Genomic DNA, 15,903 nt, shown 5'->3' with positions numbered 1-15,903 from the left:
AAAAAAGCACCCTTTGGGTGCTTTTTTATTACCAATCGCTAAACTTGCATTGCTATAGTTGCAGTCACTTGTCTTAGGACAAATCAAAACCCAAGAATTGATTGGCGGTGCGAAGCACCGCCAATCAATTCTTGGGTTTTGATTTGTCCTAGTACGCTTGGCAACAGCTATATATTTGCGATTGGTTGGCTAATTCCCAAAACGAGAAGGTGGTGGCGCGACTTTAAAGATAGTTTTCCACGCTTCCACCGTACTTGCTCCGATGGGAAAGTCCGTAGTCTGATCGTCGCTCCAAACAGCCCTAATAGTCGTATTACCTGCGGGTAAACTTGCTAAAGCAGCAGATAGCTCAGCGTCAACCTCTCCACCAGTATAGGTATAAATCTTGCCTTGAGCGCTAAATAATAGGGATTTTGGCGATCGTGATCGCGATCTTTTTTCATAAATAGGTTCGGGATTTCTATAGCGTTCATCAATATAGCGATCATGTCGCCAGACGCGACGGCTTTTCCAAGAATGGCGATAACCGACCACATCTGACCAATATTCAGTATATGTTGCTTTAATTCCTTGCCTTGACCAACTGGAAACAAAGGCAAAATCATCAGTGAAGTGCTTATCGTAAACTAGTTTACCGTCGAAAGGATTTTCAACAACACTTGACCAAGACACATCAGCATCTTGGCTAACTGATGCAGGTGTTACAGCAAACGCGCTAGGGGTTAATGCCAATAGCAAACCAATGCTCATTCCCCAAGCACTAATTCTCCAGTCTAAGTATTTGTGGCGCATGGTAGTACATCACATAAGTGGATAAAGAGGACAAAAACAGAATATGAATTTTTATACCTGTCCCATATTCTTCTAAAAAATCTGTACCGCTTGCGCAGCAGACAGTGCAGATTCTAGCTCTGTTTATTTATGTTTAGGTACTTAATTTAGGTACTTAATTTAGGTACTTATCTTATATAGATGTTCTTGATAAACCCTTTGTTCCTCTAATCGATCTAACACTTTTGCTAACCTTAAAAGTCTTACCTTGTAGGCTTTTTACAAACCTAATTTTTCGTCCTAGCCATATCACTATATGGCAATATGCTGTATCTTAGAGTATACAATTAAGAATTACTTTCTTTCACTATTTTAATATGACCTTAAATTCTGCTGCCCTGACTCAAGTTGCCGATTACTTTAAAGTATTGTCTGAACTCAGCCGATTGCAAGTGTTGTGTTCCCTAAAGTCTGGCTCGAAGAATGTCACAGAAATCATGGAAGAAACGGGGTTGGGTCAAGCAAATGTTTCTAAACATCTGAAAATATTAGCACAGGCAGGGATTGTTTCAAGAACTCCTCAAGGGGTGAGTGTCTATTATGCGATCGTGGAATCGTTCATTTTTGATTTATGTGAATTGGTAGGCGATCGCCTTTCTATTCGATTGGAAGAACAGTCGCAACAACTCAAGCAACTGGAAGGATTGCGGCGATCTGAACCTATCAAGTCTAGTCAAAAGAACGCTAAAGTCAAAGCCAAAAGTTACGCTTGAAGACTTTAGCATGGGCAAACCATTGGAGTGAGTCATGGATAAAATGCAGCTTGATGACGCTCAACAAATTTGGCAAGTTCAAGATTGCTTCCTAAAAATGCATTCGCGTTGGGTAACCTTAATTGGCGAACATCTGCAAGATGATCGCGGCGAAATTTTGGAGTATTGGCGGATTGAGAAAGCAGATTCGGTGATAGTTTTGCCAATTCAAAGCGATCGCATCTTGCTGCCTAAGCCAAGTTATCGTGTTGGTATTGGACAGGTAACTTTAGACTTCGCTGGCGGGCGAGTAACAGCAGGAGAGAGTCCTCAACTTGCCGCGATCGCTACATTAAAGCGTGAGTTAGGGATAGAAGTATCTGCGATCGCGCAATTAATTCCTTTAAACATTGAAGGTTGGGCTGTAAATAGTTCTTTCTCCAATCAAAAACTTTATGGATTTGTTGCTCATATAGAACCCAAGGTAAAACTAAGCCCTGAATTAGTTACAGCTACTTATCCTACAACTTCAGATGGAGTTCAGAACTTACTTAAGGAGATTACTTGTCTACAATGCCGTGCTGTCTTGCTGGAGTGGGTATTACTAAATCAATATTGATGTTGAGTGGATTAATGGGCGGGAAGTTCGCAACATTATGAGATCTCCAGCAATCAATAGTTAATCCTTAAAACTCTAATCTTTGATTAGAGTTAGGACTTACGCAAATCAACCAAGAACTAAAGTTCTTGGCTCAAAGCTCAAGTCAGTCAAAACTGACTAAAGAAAGCCTCAAACCAACCTGTTTCAACAGTTTTAAGCTTTTAGCCCGCAATTTATTGCAGGGCAGATGTGTAAGTCCTAAGAGTTTTAAAAATCGGTTTCATAATGAGAACTGCTGGTATTTAATCGCTTTACAACTATATAGTTATTATTTAGGGTATACTAGACATACTAAACCCTAGTCTGTTTCTGAAGATGCTAACATTACCCCCTCTGCAAATTGGTCATCATCTTGCCCGATATCCCATCATCCAAGGAGGTATGGGTATTCGTATCTCTGGAGCACATTTGGCGGCGGCTGTTGCTAATGCGGGCGGTATTGGTGTGATATCGGCTGTCGCTTTAGGATTGAACTCACCTTACTTTGATATTGCCCAGACTAATGTTGGTAAGCGAAGAGAACGTTTTTTTGAGGCAAATCGACTGGCGCTAATTGATGAAATCAAAGAAGCCCGTAAACTAAGCCCTAATGGTATTCTGGGTGTCAATGTCATGGTTGCTGCTCAAGATTATGAAACGCTAGTTCGCACATCAGTCGAACAAGGCATAAATCTAATTATTTCTGGTGCAGGATTACCAATGCAATTGCCAGAATTTACTGCCGATTATCCAGAAGTAGCCCTAGTGCCGATTGTATCCAGCACTCGTGCAGCTAGAATTATGTGCCGTAAGTGGGAACGCAATTATGGACGAGTACCCGATGCTTTTATCGTGGAAAATCCTAATTCCGCAGGTGGACATTTGGGCGCTAAATTAGAGGAGTTAGGCGATCGCGCTTTGGATGCAGAGCAGGTAATTCCAGAACTAGTGACATATCTACAACAGGAACTTGGTCGATCAATTCCTGTGATTGCCGCAGGTGGGGTATGGGATCGGGGCGATATCGATCGCATGTTGGCGTTAGGTGCTAATGGCGTGCAGATTGGGACGCGCTTTATTACTACCGATGAATGTGATGCTGATATTCGGTATAAGGAATTTCATCTTCACGCTCAACCTGAAGATGTGGTAATTATCTCTAGCCCTGTAGGAATGCCAGGACGCGCATTAAGAAATACTTTTGTCGAAAAGGCGATGGCAGGTTCTCCTGATTTGAACAAACAATGTTTGGCGAGTTGTTTACATAACTGTAAATGCCGCGATGAACAGAAATATTACTGCATTATTCAGGTGTTAGACAAAGCGGCGCGAGGTGATATTGATAATGGGCTTATTTTTTCAGGTAGTAACGCTGGGCGGGCTGAACGGATTATCCCCGTTGCGGAACTGATGGCAGAGTTAGTTGCTTAGAATGCTTACAATATAATTACACAGAAAATCATAGGAAGTTATGAACCAATTTAAAGAATGGGGATTTTCAGATCAATGGTGGCGTGGTGAAAAGGGCGAGTATTGGGTAATCGTGCAAATAATTCTCTCCGTTGGGTTTGTGCTTTTGCCCACCTATCCAATGAGCATTTTAGATAATTTACCGCCAATATGGAAATATTCGGGTTGGGGATTGACAGGGATTTTCGGGCTAATTGCTGTCTTGTTATTGCTTTCAGGAAGTCTCGAATTAGGAAGTAACCTTACTCCTTTACCTCATCCCAAACATGATGGAGAACTGATAACTAGTGGCGTTTATGGAATGGTCAGACATCCCATTTATAGTGGGGTGATTTTCTTGGCGATCGCCTATAGCTTTTGGCTGTTGAGTTTCGTTCATGCGATCGGCGCAATAATTCTACTACTATTTTTTGACATCAAAGCTAGAAAAGAAGAATCATGGCTGAGTAGTAAATTCTCTGATTATGATCAATATCGATCGCAAGTTAAAAAATTAATTCCTTGGATTTATTAAGGTCTAGAAATTAACTGATGTGACAATGAGTAATTAATGGTGCGCGGCTCCGCCGCGCACCACTAATTATTCACTTTATAACGCTTATTCTTCTGTGGGCAAGGAGTAGGCATAATTAAAAAATACAGCTTTTGGGTCTTTATATTTAATTGAGCCTAGCTACTTACCAACTTTTAACTGTTAGCGTGTGGGACTCTTGCTGCTTTAGTGCCAATCTTCCCGAATTTGAGATTCTACATCTTTCGTTAACCCACGAGATTGGTCTTGGACTTGACTGCTTTGAGTATTGGGTTGGTAGTTAGGATTCTCAATACTATTATTGATTGCTTCTAAAGTTTTAGCTTTAAATTGCATGGCTTTGCCATCAGAACTTTCATTGCTGTATAACGAAAAATATCTTGGCTATCGTACCTGTTAAAAATCGTTATATGATTCCTAAATCCGTCACATTTCATGTTTGAATCGGCAGAAAATTATGGACAAGTATCAAAAGCTTCTAGAAAAGGGAACGAATGGCTGTAACTATGATCTTGATACTGCGGATATTATCCAAAAGCTTCAAGTTTGGGATGCCAAATATGGTATAGAACTGACTGAGGTAGAGTCCGATCAATTAATAGTGACCTTTAGCAATTTGCCTGACGATCTAACCGAGCTTGCCCTAGAGATTTACGAATTTTGTCCTGATACAATTGATCAAGGGTTTGGCTGTACCGATGACATGATCAATATGCTCCAAGAATCTCAGCAAGAGATTCCAGCAGAATTACAGGAAATGATTGAAGGAATTAATTTTGACGATGAAAACTTTGGCTTAGAAATTTTGAAGCGATCGCTTATCTCGACCAAAGAATTATTTTTATGGTGGGATTAAATTACAGGTTACGTAAGTTTCGCTTCGAGCTTCCATTCAGGCTGATTAGCAACTAATTTTAAAAAGAGAATAATCATGGCTCAACTCATATTGATTCGTCACGGACAAAGCCTTTGGAATGCTCTCAATAAATTTACAGGATGGGTCGATGTTCCTCTCAACGAACGTGGTCGTGCAGAAGCAACGATCGCATCTTGTCGGCTCAGCGATTATCGAGTAAATGTTTGTTTCACCAGTAGATTAATTCGGGCGATCGAAACAGCAATGATCTGTTTGACGGAACGTGATGATATTTGTGGTGGCAAAATCCCGATTATTAAGCATGAAAAATCTGACCAAGTTTGGCATGGATGGAATAGCTATGATGGCAACCCAGAGGAAGAACTCCCTATTTTTACGAATGAAGCTCTCAATGAGCGATTTTATGGCGATTTGCAGGGCTTAAACAAAGCGGATACTGCTGAGAAGTATGGCAGCGAACAGGTTTATGCGTGGCGGCGATCTTACAATATCCGACCACCAGGGGGAGAAAGTTTAGAAGATACCCAAAAGCGGGTAAATGCTTATTTCAAGAGCCGTATTCTGCCACATCTTCTACAAGGCGATAATGTCCTGATTACTGCTCACGGGAACTCTCTGCGATCGATCATCATGATGCTCGATCGCCTCAATCCATCGCAAGTGACAGAGTTAGAGCTAGCAACAGGCATACCGATCGCCTATGAACTTGATATCGATGGAGCGGTAATCAGCAAAAAGATATTGAACGACTAGCGATCGTCGGTTTCGCGCCTAGATAATATCCAGCATGGTGAATGGGATGGAGATAAACTTTCTCATAATACGCCACAAATTAAGCCTGTAGAACATTACAGACGAATATCTAACTTTTAGCGATCGCTTCACCAGCCTTTTCCCAACCAACTAAGCTTGGCGGAAAGCCTTTTGCATTGTCATAATTCAGCAGATGCAAGGTCATTACGCCCATCGCAGATCGATAGCCAGTGGAACAGTATAAAATTACAGGGCGATCGCTAGGAATTTTGTTTAAATTGCGCGATATCGTCCGCAGTGGAATATTGATAGCGCTGGGGATATGCCTCGATTGATATTCCGATGGCTCGCGCACATCGACTAATAGGGCTTGATGGTCAGCCATGAGACTTTTTAATTCTTCGATATTTGCGATCGTGTAGTATCCCGATGGAATTGCCATGAGATATTTATCCAAAGCCATTTCCAGTCGAGGATATCCTTGAATACCTGACAGCATATTAGGTTTATCTATTGGTGCTGATGCGATCGCAGGACTCCATGCGATCGCAAACAAACTGATCCCAACTACTAGAAAGAGATTGAGAACGAACTGATATGATTTTTGCATGGTCTACTCCTAAATCTCTTTATAAAAATCTACTTAAAAATCTACTCAAGCAATGGCAAAATCTGGCGAATTAGTCCGATCGTGACCGCAGGTTGTTCTAGTTGGGGTGTAAATCCGACATCATCCAGATAGTAAAAGCGACGAATGGCTTGAGGATTCATCGCAGCGAGCTGACGACCGACATTAGGGTTTGTGAACTCAGAACCCTTGCCCCAAATCATGGCGGTTGGAACCGTCAATTTTGTGATGTATGAAGATAAATCAAAGCATAAATCACCCCGAACGAAGGAGAGGGCTGCATACTCCGCATTGTCACGTTGAGCTGATTGCAGATACGCCTCGACAATTTCAGGGTAAACTCGCGCTGCATTAGCAAACTGGCGTTGCTCCAAAAAGCTGCGAATGCCAAAGCTGTTTGCCACGCCCGTACCGTAAAGCAGTTGATTGAGAAGTGGGATATTAGCAACCTGAGCAAACTGGGCGAAACCGCTACGGCGATAGTCTTTGCCAAACTCACCTAAACCAGAAGCTGTCGTGACAATCAATGACTTGAATAACTCTGGGCGTTCGATCGCTGCCCGAATCGTAAACGCTGCTGTCAATGACGAGGCAATTACCGTTGTAGGAACGGAACAGGTCTGCTCCATGAATTCTATAATAATTCCGATGTAATCTTCGGCTTGGTAGCTGCGAGGGGGATGCTCTGATCGCCCCCAACCAATCAAATCAGGAGCCAAGACTTGATAATCTGCGGCAAAAGCTGGATATACTTTTGACCATTCGTAGGCGGAGGAACCACCGCCAAAGCCGTGCAGGAAGACTAATGCTGCTGTTGGAGTATGTTCATTCCATGGTTCTCCTTGAGCCGTGTAATAGACCATCCTGCCGAGTTTGGTCACGATCCAACGTTCGCCAAAACCACGAGGTATAAACATCAGTTTCTCATTTATATTGTTTTAAAATTGTTTTGGATATAAATTACCCAGCAGCAGGTGCATTCATCGAAGCCAAAATCTTCTGGACGATTTGCACACCTGTTAAAGCTTGCCAACCAAACAGTCCCATCACGACCATATTGATCGCCACATGAACTTTGCGAACCCAGTTATGTTTTTGCATAAATGGAACTAGTGCTGCCGAAATTGCGATCGCACCCACCATTCCTAAACCAGCAAACAAATGGGCGTTAATGAAAATCTTGCCACTACTTATATATGTCGCCACAATTCCACCGATCGCTCCCAATACCATTATGGCTAGAACGATAGAACCAATTTGGTGATGACGAATCGCGAATTTACCTTTGATCATTTCTTTCTTAATATCACCTTCTGCTAGTCTGGTGCGACGAACTTGCACACCCAGATACATCGCATAGATAGTAATACCCAGCAATACCCACATCATAATTGGATGAAAAAAACTGAGATAGGGTTTGAGAGCCGATAAAGTTTCTGAATTCATAACGATTATCTCTAGCGCGATCGCATATAAAGTGGTTGAATATCTTTTCTACTTCCCATCCATTAAATAAAGCTAGAAAATCGGTAAAACTCTATACCTAAGTCTAACCTATGGAAAAGTAATAGGAACAAAAATCAGCATGACATTCTGACGTATAACATCCCGTATAAATTATATGAGTTGTCCTAAAACCATATAGTTCTTTACGATGAAGCTACTAACTACTCATGACTTGTGAAAAAGCTAAAATCTATATCTAGTATAAGGTTAGAGTCGTATAGACAATAAACTTAACTTAGGCTTAAGATTAATCTTGTTCAATCATATTACTAATAAGTTATATTAGGATAGGTTACAAAAAACATTGCAATACTTCAAGAATTACGTCTTCCTCTATTGCTGCAATTTTTTGCAATTTGTTTGACATTAATGTCATTTCTTACAGAGTCTCTTCATGGAAAATAGTCTTCCTCTCGAAAGCCCGTCTCTATCAAGGCGGAAATTACTAAACTTCATTACTGGATCGGCGATCGCAGTAACCGCAGGTTCTGCTCTCTATCCCTTTGGTAATTTCTTTGTTCCGCCATCAGAAGCCGTTGGCGAAGGTGGAGCTATTCTTGCTAAGGATGTATTTGGCAAAATAATTCCCGCCTCACAAATCTTGGCTGAACCAGCAGAAACTCGCGCTCTAGTTGCAGGATTAGCAGGAGAACCCACTTATCTGATTGTTACAGCCGATAGCACTCTTGACAACATCGGCATTGTCGATAACTGTACTCATCTCGGTTGCACTTTCCCTTGGAACCCGATGGATCAACAGTTTCAATGTCCCTGTCATGGTTCTCGCTATGCTCCTGATGGAACCGTTGTGCGTGGACCCGCGCCTCTACCACTCAAGATTGTCAAAGTTGCAGTCGTTGACAACAAAATTTTGTTAGCACCTTGGACAGAAAACGATCCTCGCACTGGTCAAAAGCCTTGGTGGGTATAGAAAGACTAATTATCTAGAACGGCAATCTCAACCTGTTTAAACTTCTCAGTTCAGTTACATTCTATTCACTTTTGTATTGAATTGTATTGAAAAAGAGTAATAATCATGACAACTTATATCTTCCCAAAACAGTCAAAGCTTGATCCAGCAAACTCTTGGCAAGTCTTTTCTGACTGGATCACAAGTACCAACAACCGTTTATATATCGGCTGGTTTGGTATTCTCGCAATCCCCACATTGCTCGTGGCTGCGATTGTTTTTGTACTAGCGATCGCCAATGCTCCATCCGTTGATATGGAGGGTATTCGCGCCCCCATTGCAGGATCGCTGATGGCGCATAACAACATGATTACTGCTGCTGTAGTACCAACTTCAGCAGCGATCGGACTCCACTTTTATCCCTTGTGGGAAGCAGACTCGATCGATGAATGGCTATATAATGGCGGGCCTTATCAGATGATCGTGTTTCATTTTCTGATTGGCATCTGGGCTTATCTCGGTCGGCAATGGGAATTGAGCTACCGACTAGGAATGCGTCCGTGGATTGCCGTAGCCTTTTCTGCTCCTGTAGCCGCAGCCACAGCTGTACTGTTTATCTACCCAATCGGACAGGGAAGCTTTTCTGAAGGAATGCCTTTGGGAATTTCGGGTACATTCTATTTCATGCTCTCGCTTCAAGCAAAGCATAACGTCTTGATGCATCCGTTCCATATGATTGGAGTAGCTGGAATTTTTGGTGGTGCGCTTTTGAGTTCACTCCACGGCTCTCTCGTTACCTCTAGCCTAATTCGCGAGACGACAGAGATTGAATCGGCTAACCTCGGCTATAAATTTGGTCAAGAGGAAACTACCTATAACCTGCTTGCTAGCCACAGTGGTTACCTAGGCAGATTGTTGATCCCAACCCTGTCTCTGAGGAATAGTCGGACTACACACTTTCTCTTAGCCGCATTACCAACGATCGGTATTTGGTTTGCCGCATTAGGTATCGGCGCAATGAGTTTTAATCTCAATGGATTTAATTTCCAGCAATCGATTTTAGATGATTCTGGTCATCCAATTCGGACTCAGGCCGATCTGCTAAATCGAGCAAATCTTGGGATTGAGGTTATGCGATCGCCTAATGGACATAACTTTCCAATCCCATTAGCACTCACATCTCCTGAGATTTCTGCCTAAGAGCGTGTTTGAGAAGTCTCCTAACTAGCATAAATTTCTGCTTTTACCCCCCATCCCCCCGCCTTGCAAAGAGGGGAAACTTGAATCATCCCCCTTTGCAAGGAGTGGGAATTAGAGGGGGGTAAAAGACTTCTCAAACCACGCTCTAAACAATTAGCACTTCTGTCTCCATCATAGTTTTCAGTTTGCCTACGGAAAACTGAAAACGGCAACACCTTCTTACTGAAAAAGCAAAGAAACTAACTCATGAAAATTGCCGTATCTAGCCAAAACCAAACCAATGTAACAGGGCATCTCGGACATTGCCAGAAATTCTGGATCTATGATGTGGACGACACATTTATTCAAGATAAACAACTGTTACAACTCACTAAAGCCGAAAGCTTCCATGAAAGCTCTCCTAAAGAAACCCATCCATTGGATCTTGTGCAGGTACTGATTAGCGGCAGTATGGGAAATGAATTATTTTGCCGACTGGAAGCCAAAGATATCAAACCATTTGTCACTTCCGAAACCGATCCCGATACTGCCGTAACTGCTTACCTTGCGGGTTCGTTAATTGTGAAGACTCAAGAGGAACGCGATCGCGATCATGAGGTGGAACATACACATGGTGGAGAAGATGACCACAAAGGTAAGTGCGGATGTAAATGAAATTAACAAGTTACAGCCATTTTTGCTAATGGATTAGTTACCTTGCACTAACGCATTCATTAGCAAAATGATGGGTTACGCGATCGCTAATCCATCCTACTTAATTACTACATTTAATTCAAAAAACTAATAAGTTTCAAAATATTTCAATTTATTAACTAAATTACTTTATAGTGATATAATCATTTTATTAATTTTAAAAGCACAATGCAGAAACCGATGATTAGTAGTAACCGATCTTGGAATCAATCGCAGTGGTTGCGCTTAGTCGCAGGCAGTATGGTTTTAATCAGCTTGTCCCTATCGCTGATTAATGTCAACTGGCTATTTCTGACTGCATTTGTTGGACTAAACTTGCTGCAATCTGCTTTTACTAAATGGTGTCCGTTGATTGTGGTACTGCAAAAACTAGGAGTGAGAGAGTGAAGGTGTGAGGATAGTGCTTTGTACCATCCCCACACTAGGAGCATTTAATAAAAATTTTTAATAAACATTTATTTTTTTGGAGTCGCTATTATGGCTCGTATTGTTGTGATTGGTGCTGGATTAGGCGGATTACCTGCCGCCTATGAATTGAGACATGTCTTGCCCCGCGAACACAAGATTACAATTATTTCCAATCAACCAAAATTTACCTTTGTTCCTTCCCTACCTTGGGTAGCATTGGGATTAAAAACTCTGGCTAGTATTCAATTGGATTTAGCCAAAACAGTCCCTAAGCATGACATTGAGTTTATCCATGCGGCGGTTACAGCGATCGATCCGAAGTCGCGGCAAATCAGGATGAGAGAGATTGATTCGCAATGCCAGAGCGATCGCATTTTGGACTATGACTATGCGGTGATTGCGACTGGGCCTGAACTGGCGATGGACGCTTTGAAGGGCTTAGGGGCCGAAGGCGGTTATACTCAATCGATTTGCAATCCACACCATGCACTCTTGGCTGATGAAGCATGGCAGAAATTCCTAGCTAATCCAGGACCAATCGTGGTGGGTGCATCACCAGGAGCGAGTTGTTTTGGTCCTGCCTATGAATTTGCTTTTTTGATCCATGATGATTTGAAGAGAAGAGGACTGCGATCGCAAGTGCCGATCACCTTCATTACTTCAGAACCCTATGCAGGACATCTAGGTATTGGCGGAATGGCAAGCTCACAATGGCTGATGCGTAAATTTATGGCTGAGCGGGAAATTGAACTGATGGAAAATACTGCCATTTCTCATTTTGAACGTGATGCTGTGCATTTAGTCGATGGGCGTGTAATTTCTTCTAAATTTACGATGGTATTACCTCCTTTCCGTGGACCTAAATTCCTCCGTGAAGCAGAAGGGCTAACTGATGCCAAGGGATTCATCCCAGTTTTGTCTACTTACCGTCATCCATCCTTTGAATCGATTTACTCTGTGGGTGTGGTCACACAACTGAAGCCAGTGGAACAAACTCCAATTCCTACGGGCGCTCCTAAAGTGGGATTGATGTCTGAAGAAATGGCGTTAGCAGTTGCCCAGAATATTGCCTTAGAGCTAGGAGTTACTTCTGGCAATCAATTGAGACCAACCCTACAAGCAGTTTGCTTCGCGGATTTTGGTAATACTGGAGCATTGTTTCTCGCCGATCCGCTTTTGCCTGATGCGGCAGGCGATCGCAAACGCGCCCTAATCTATCACGGGATCTGGGTGTCTTGGATGAAAGCTGGATTTGAGAAGTATTTTCTCACAAAAATGCGCTTTGGTTGGACGATTCCTTGGTTTGAGAAGCTTGGGTTTCGAGTGATCGGGTTGCCATTGGTAGAACCAATTATTCCTAGTTCAGAACCTGACGTAGTTCGAGTTAGAGCTTAGGCAGGAATGGGTAACACCTTAATTTTGAATGATCGGAGCAGACATGGAAACCACTCTCAATCCTACTGAATTGGAAATTCTGGCAAATCGATTTCGAGCCTTGTCAGACCCAACCCGTCTGCAAATCCTGATGGCAATTTGTAACCAAGAGCGAAGTGTACAGGATATCTGCGATCGCACTGGACTCCATCAAGGCAATGTATCCAAGCATTTGCGATTGATGAAGGATGCGGGAGTGGTTGCCTGTCGGCGAGAGAGTGTGTGGCGATTTTATCGAGTCATTGATACAGAGCTACTGTCACTGTGCAGTTCTAACCGTAAATCTCAAAATAATTCTTAATTTAGGATATGTTTCGCTTTGCGCTACATATCCTAACCCCCAACTCTTTTAATTAGGATACATAACGTTATGAGCTGTCAAATTCGCAAATTTTTCTCTTGGTTATTGCTGATTGGTGCAATTACGATTTTTGCTCTGATCGGATTAGGAATTCTTGACACTCCTAGTGCATCGGCGGCGATAAGACAACTGGAAGAAGCGCCAAATCAGATGGTGTATCAGGTTCGTCAATCTCTGAAGGATCAACATGGCAACACTTGGCAAACTGTTGCTTTTAAAAGGGTTCGTCCTGATGGCAATAGTAGTTTTGAGTTGCGCTTAGTGGGTTTTCCTAATTTGGTAGCGATCGATCATTCCCAACCTCTGACTTTAACTAACTCGTTGGGAAAAACCCTTACTGCTGCTGATACTTCTAGCAATATTTTCAAGGAGGGATCGCAGCCGAATGTCGGACAGTACGACCTGCAACCTTTGTTATCGGAGTTGCAAGCAGAGATTCCTTTAAAGATTTCTTTGCCAACTCTGAAAGGTGAAGCAATTAGCCTATCGGTTCCATCTTCGCTAGTTGCAGAATGGCAAACTGTGGCTAATTACTAAAGCCCTCATCCCCCTCCTTAACCCCTCCCTAGCTCTCCCCTTGCTAAGGAGAGGGGACAAGATTTCTAGTCTTCCCCCTTTGCAAGGGGGAATTAAAGGGGGTTATGAGACTTGTGTATACTCGGTAGCTCCCAAAGGTTATGAGGGGCTAATCAAAATCAAAATTAAATTATTTTTGGAGTTAACAATGACAGATTTATTTTCCCCTGCATGGATGCAATCTTTTGGCGAACAATGGAATGCAGAACCCGATCTAGCTGATGCTCTTGCGAAGATTCATTTTAACTCTGTAATCGGTTATGGGTTTGAGCGTGATCCAAATCCTATAGGTGTTCTCATGATTGAAGAAGGAAAAGTTGTCTCTGCGGGAGCCTATGAAGGTCAGAAGCTGAATTGGGATTTACGCGCCGATCGCACCCATTGGGAGAAATGGAAAACAAAAGGCTTGAACATGATGGGATTGAGCATGGCGTATATAAGTCGCAAGTTACAATTCCGTGTTGGTGATTACACTGCCATGATTAAAGACCCTCGGATGGCATCTCCATTTATTAAATCATTTGCGGTAATGAGTAAGGTTTAAGCAAGGCAAATCGAGTCAAGTTTAAAAGGGAAAATACAATGAAAGCTAAATCAACTAACAAGCAAGCTCAAAAACAATCCATGAATCCTGCTCCTCTCTCTCCCTCTCAATTGAAGTCACGTCAGAATCAATTAATCGTAGTTGATGTGCGGGGCTGGTTGGAATATTTGATCGGGCATATCACAGGCGCAAAGAAAATGAGCCGCGATCGCATTCTCAAAGAGATTCCTAAGGATCGAGCGATCGCGATTACTTGTCTTTCTGGACATCGCAGCGATATGGCGGCGCAATGGCTAGTTGCTCAGGGCTACAGCAAAGTCCATAGCTTAAAAGGAGGTTTATTGGCTTGGCAAAGTGCTGGCTATGCGGTAAGCCGTGGTACTCAACCTTAAGAATAATAAATTTAAGAAATTTGAGAAGTTCCATTTAGTGTAAATGGCTAATTGATCCCCCCTTCCCCCCTTAAAAAGGGGGGCTAAATTACTTCTAAGAAGAAAGGCTAAATTTTATGACTCACACTACATCAGAAGAATCTCTTTATGAATCGCTCGATCGCCCAATTGATCAAGCAGATGAACATGAGCAGAAACAAACACCCTCTCCAAAAAAAACTTGGAAGATGTGGGGACTATTATTGGGTGGTGTTTTATTGTTGACAGGAGGAACTTGGTTTCTGCTATCACTTAACAAACCGCCCCAACCTTCGAAAATCGCAAGTACCTCTGCTCTTAGCGTTGACACCTTAACTGTACGTTCTCAATCCGTGGCAAATACCTTAAAGCTTTCTGGTTCAATTCGCCCTGTAGAGCAAGCCACGCTGTCCACAAGGGTGATGGGACGGATTACACAATTATCACTAGAATCAGGCGATCGCTTCCGCAAAGGTGATATCCTCACGCGCATCGATGTCATGGATATTACTGCTCAAACTGGTCAAGCGCAATTAGGCGTTGCCCAAGCCCAAGCAGAAGTATTTCGCTCTCAAGCTAGTCTCAATCAATTAGAATCGCAAAAATTAGAGGCGCAGTCGGCTTTGCGATTAGCTCAAGTGACACAATCGCGGATGTCACGACTGCAAGCAGAAGGCGCAGTTTCGCAATCGGTATTGGATGATGCGAATACGGCGCTCGAACAGGCTAGAGCTAGGGTCGCGCAGTCAGAAGCGGGTATTCGTCAGTCACAGGCTGCGATCGCCCAAACCCAAGCGGCGGTGAGTCGCGCCGAACTGAGTGTCATCTCTTCAGATGTCAGCGAAAGCTATGGCACGATCTTCGCTCCTTTTGATGGCGTTGTTGTCCAAAAGCTGGCTTATGAAGGAGAAATGGCGGCTCCTGGAACACCATTACTAAAAGTGGAGAATCCCAATAAACTTGAGCTAGAGATCTCAGTGCCTGAAGAGAATTTGCGCTTTGTGCGGGTTGGTCAATCGGTCAAAGTTCAGTTTGATGCAGTTAATCAATCACTCAGTGCAACGATTCAACAAATTGTACCAGCCTCAAATGCCCAATCTCGCAGCTTTTTAGTCAAAATTCCTCTGACCAATTCGGGTAAATTAATCTCTGGAATGTTTGGGAGAATTGCCTTACCTATTGGGGCGACCAAAGAGACGCTACTCATTCCCACCACTGCTCTCATCCAACGCGGACAATTACAGGGAGTTTATGTGCTGGAAACTGCTGGCGAGAAAACGATCGCCCCATTAATCGCCATGATGCGTTGGGTGAAAACAGGTAAAACTCAAGATGGACAGGTTGAGATCGTGTCAGGTTTAAAGGCAGGCGATCGCATCGTTACCAGCAACATCGCCCAACTTAGTGACGGACAAGCCGTTACAGCGCGGTAATAGGA

Annotated in this window: 21 protein-coding genes; 16 read left to right on the top strand and 5 right to left on the bottom strand. The window is 42.9% G+C overall.

Annotation, left to right across the window (positions count from 1 at the left end; translation table 11 throughout):
• Positions 1 to 189: 189 nt before the first annotated feature.
• Positions 190 to 792, bottom strand: a complete 603-nt coding sequence (locus CQ839_RS02770; RefSeq protein WP_146048682.1) for a hypothetical protein — start codon at positions 790 to 792, stop codon at positions 190 to 192.
• Positions 793 to 1,148: 356 nt separating this feature from the next.
• On the opposite strand from CQ839_RS02770, the gene CQ839_RS02765 reads away from it, so the two are divergent.
• The 4 genes from CQ839_RS02765 to CQ839_RS02750 all read left to right on the top strand — a co-directional run bounded on the left by CQ839_RS02765 (position 1,149) and on the right by CQ839_RS02750 (position 4,147).
• A complete protein-coding gene (locus CQ839_RS02765; protein WP_103666759.1) occupies positions 1,149 to 1,544 on the top strand; it encodes a helix-turn-helix transcriptional regulator in 396 nt (131 codons plus the stop codon).
• A gap of 34 nt (positions 1,545 to 1,578) precedes the next feature.
• Entirely contained in the window at positions 1,579 to 2,142 is a 564-nt protein-coding gene (locus tag CQ839_RS02760; RefSeq protein ID WP_258040606.1) for an NUDIX domain-containing protein, read from the top strand.
• Positions 2,143 to 2,499: 357 nt separating this feature from the next.
• Positions 2,500 to 3,594 (top strand): nitronate monooxygenase family protein, encoded by a 1,095-nt coding sequence (locus tag CQ839_RS02755; protein ID WP_103666758.1) that lies wholly within the window; start codon positions 2,500 to 2,502, stop codon positions 3,592 to 3,594.
• 40 nt (positions 3,595 to 3,634) lie between these two features.
• The gene (locus CQ839_RS02750; protein WP_103666757.1) at positions 3,635 to 4,147 is read left to right on the top strand and encodes an isoprenylcysteine carboxylmethyltransferase family protein; all 513 of its coding nucleotides are present in this window, start codon (positions 3,635 to 3,637) and stop codon (positions 4,145 to 4,147) included.
• A gap of 204 nt (positions 4,148 to 4,351) precedes the next feature.
• Here CQ839_RS02750 and CQ839_RS24980 read toward each other — a convergent pair whose 3' ends face one another.
• Positions 4,352 to 4,501 (bottom strand): hypothetical protein, encoded by a 150-nt coding sequence (locus CQ839_RS24980; protein ID WP_181016069.1) that lies wholly within the window; start codon positions 4,499 to 4,501, stop codon positions 4,352 to 4,354.
• Between the two features lie 121 nt (positions 4,502 to 4,622).
• On the opposite strand from CQ839_RS24980, the gene CQ839_RS02745 reads away from it, so the two are divergent.
• Positions 4,623 to 5,021, top strand: coding sequence for a DUF4253 domain-containing protein (locus CQ839_RS02745; protein ID WP_103666756.1), 399 nt, complete (start codon positions 4,623 to 4,625; stop codon positions 5,019 to 5,021).
• Positions 5,022 to 5,096: 75 nt separating this feature from the next.
• On the top strand, positions 5,097 to 5,795 hold the full coding sequence (locus tag CQ839_RS02740; RefSeq protein WP_103666755.1) for a 2,3-bisphosphoglycerate-dependent phosphoglycerate mutase: 699 nt from the start codon (positions 5,097 to 5,099) through the stop codon (positions 5,793 to 5,795).
• 109 nt (positions 5,796 to 5,904) lie between these two features.
• Here the strand turns inward: CQ839_RS02740 and CQ839_RS02735 are convergent, their stop codons facing one another.
• From CQ839_RS02735 to CQ839_RS02725, 3 genes are read right to left on the bottom strand one after another with little or no spacing between them, the layout of a single operon-like run.
• Complete coding sequence (locus tag CQ839_RS02735) at positions 5,905 to 6,405, bottom strand: rhodanese-like domain-containing protein (protein WP_103666754.1); 501 nt, start codon at positions 6,403 to 6,405, stop codon at positions 5,905 to 5,907.
• 41 nt (positions 6,406 to 6,446) lie between these two features.
• Complete coding sequence (locus CQ839_RS02730; protein ID WP_103666753.1) at positions 6,447 to 7,340, bottom strand: alpha/beta fold hydrolase; 894 nt, start codon at positions 7,338 to 7,340, stop codon at positions 6,447 to 6,449.
• A gap of 43 nt (positions 7,341 to 7,383) precedes the next feature.
• Positions 7,384 to 7,869, bottom strand: coding sequence for a DUF4079 domain-containing protein (locus tag CQ839_RS02725; RefSeq protein WP_103666752.1), 486 nt, complete (start codon positions 7,867 to 7,869; stop codon positions 7,384 to 7,386).
• A 454-nt stretch (positions 7,870 to 8,323) separates the two neighbouring features.
• Here CQ839_RS02725 and petC point away from each other — a divergent pair, with 454 nt between their 5' ends.
• The 10 genes from petC (at position 8,324) to CQ839_RS02675 (ending at position 15,898) form a co-directional block, all read left to right on the top strand.
• Positions 8,324 to 8,860, top strand: a complete 537-nt coding sequence (gene petC / locus CQ839_RS02720) for a cytochrome b6-f complex iron-sulfur subunit (protein ID WP_103666751.1) — start codon at positions 8,324 to 8,326, stop codon at positions 8,858 to 8,860.
• Positions 8,861 to 8,965: 105 nt separating this feature from the next.
• Positions 8,966 to 10,039 (top strand): Photosystem Q(B) protein 1, encoded by a 1,074-nt coding sequence (locus tag CQ839_RS02715; RefSeq protein ID WP_103666750.1) that lies wholly within the window; start codon positions 8,966 to 8,968, stop codon positions 10,037 to 10,039.
• A 246-nt stretch (positions 10,040 to 10,285) separates the two neighbouring features.
• Positions 10,286 to 10,693 (top strand): NifB/NifX family molybdenum-iron cluster-binding protein, encoded by a 408-nt coding sequence (locus CQ839_RS02710; RefSeq protein WP_103666749.1) that lies wholly within the window; start codon positions 10,286 to 10,288, stop codon positions 10,691 to 10,693.
• A gap of 219 nt (positions 10,694 to 10,912) precedes the next feature.
• Positions 10,913 to 11,119, top strand: a complete 207-nt coding sequence (locus CQ839_RS02705; protein ID WP_181016068.1) for a DUF2892 domain-containing protein — start codon at positions 10,913 to 10,915, stop codon at positions 11,117 to 11,119.
• 90 nt (positions 11,120 to 11,209) lie between these two features.
• Positions 11,210 to 12,535 (top strand): NAD(P)/FAD-dependent oxidoreductase, encoded by a 1,326-nt coding sequence (locus tag CQ839_RS02700; RefSeq protein WP_103666747.1) that lies wholly within the window; start codon positions 11,210 to 11,212, stop codon positions 12,533 to 12,535.
• 43 nt (positions 12,536 to 12,578) lie between these two features.
• Positions 12,579 to 12,875: a helix-turn-helix transcriptional regulator gene (locus tag CQ839_RS02695; protein ID WP_103666962.1), complete on the top strand. Its 297-nt coding sequence runs from the start codon at positions 12,579 to 12,581 to the stop codon at positions 12,873 to 12,875.
• Positions 12,876 to 12,944: 69 nt separating this feature from the next.
• Complete coding sequence (locus CQ839_RS02690; protein WP_103666746.1) at positions 12,945 to 13,472, top strand: DUF3122 domain-containing protein; 528 nt, start codon at positions 12,945 to 12,947, stop codon at positions 13,470 to 13,472.
• 187 nt (positions 13,473 to 13,659) lie between these two features.
• Positions 13,660 to 14,055, top strand: coding sequence for an SCP-2 sterol transfer family protein (locus tag CQ839_RS02685; RefSeq protein ID WP_103666961.1), 396 nt, complete (start codon positions 13,660 to 13,662; stop codon positions 14,053 to 14,055).
• A 38-nt stretch (positions 14,056 to 14,093) separates the two neighbouring features.
• The gene (locus tag CQ839_RS02680) at positions 14,094 to 14,447 is read left to right on the top strand and encodes a rhodanese-like domain-containing protein (protein ID WP_103666745.1); all 354 of its coding nucleotides are present in this window, start codon (positions 14,094 to 14,096) and stop codon (positions 14,445 to 14,447) included.
• Positions 14,448 to 14,563: 116 nt separating this feature from the next.
• Positions 14,564 to 15,898, top strand: coding sequence for an efflux RND transporter periplasmic adaptor subunit (locus tag CQ839_RS02675; protein WP_103666744.1), 1,335 nt, complete (start codon positions 14,564 to 14,566; stop codon positions 15,896 to 15,898).
• Positions 15,899 to 15,903: the final 5 nt, after the last annotated feature.

The organism is Pseudanabaena sp. BC1403 (assembly GCF_002914585.1).
Lineage (GTDB): Bacteria > Cyanobacteriota > Cyanobacteriia > Pseudanabaenales > Pseudanabaenaceae > Pseudanabaena.
The sequence above is the reverse complement of the archived record's forward strand: the minus strand, read 5'-3'. Positions and strand labels throughout refer to the sequence as shown.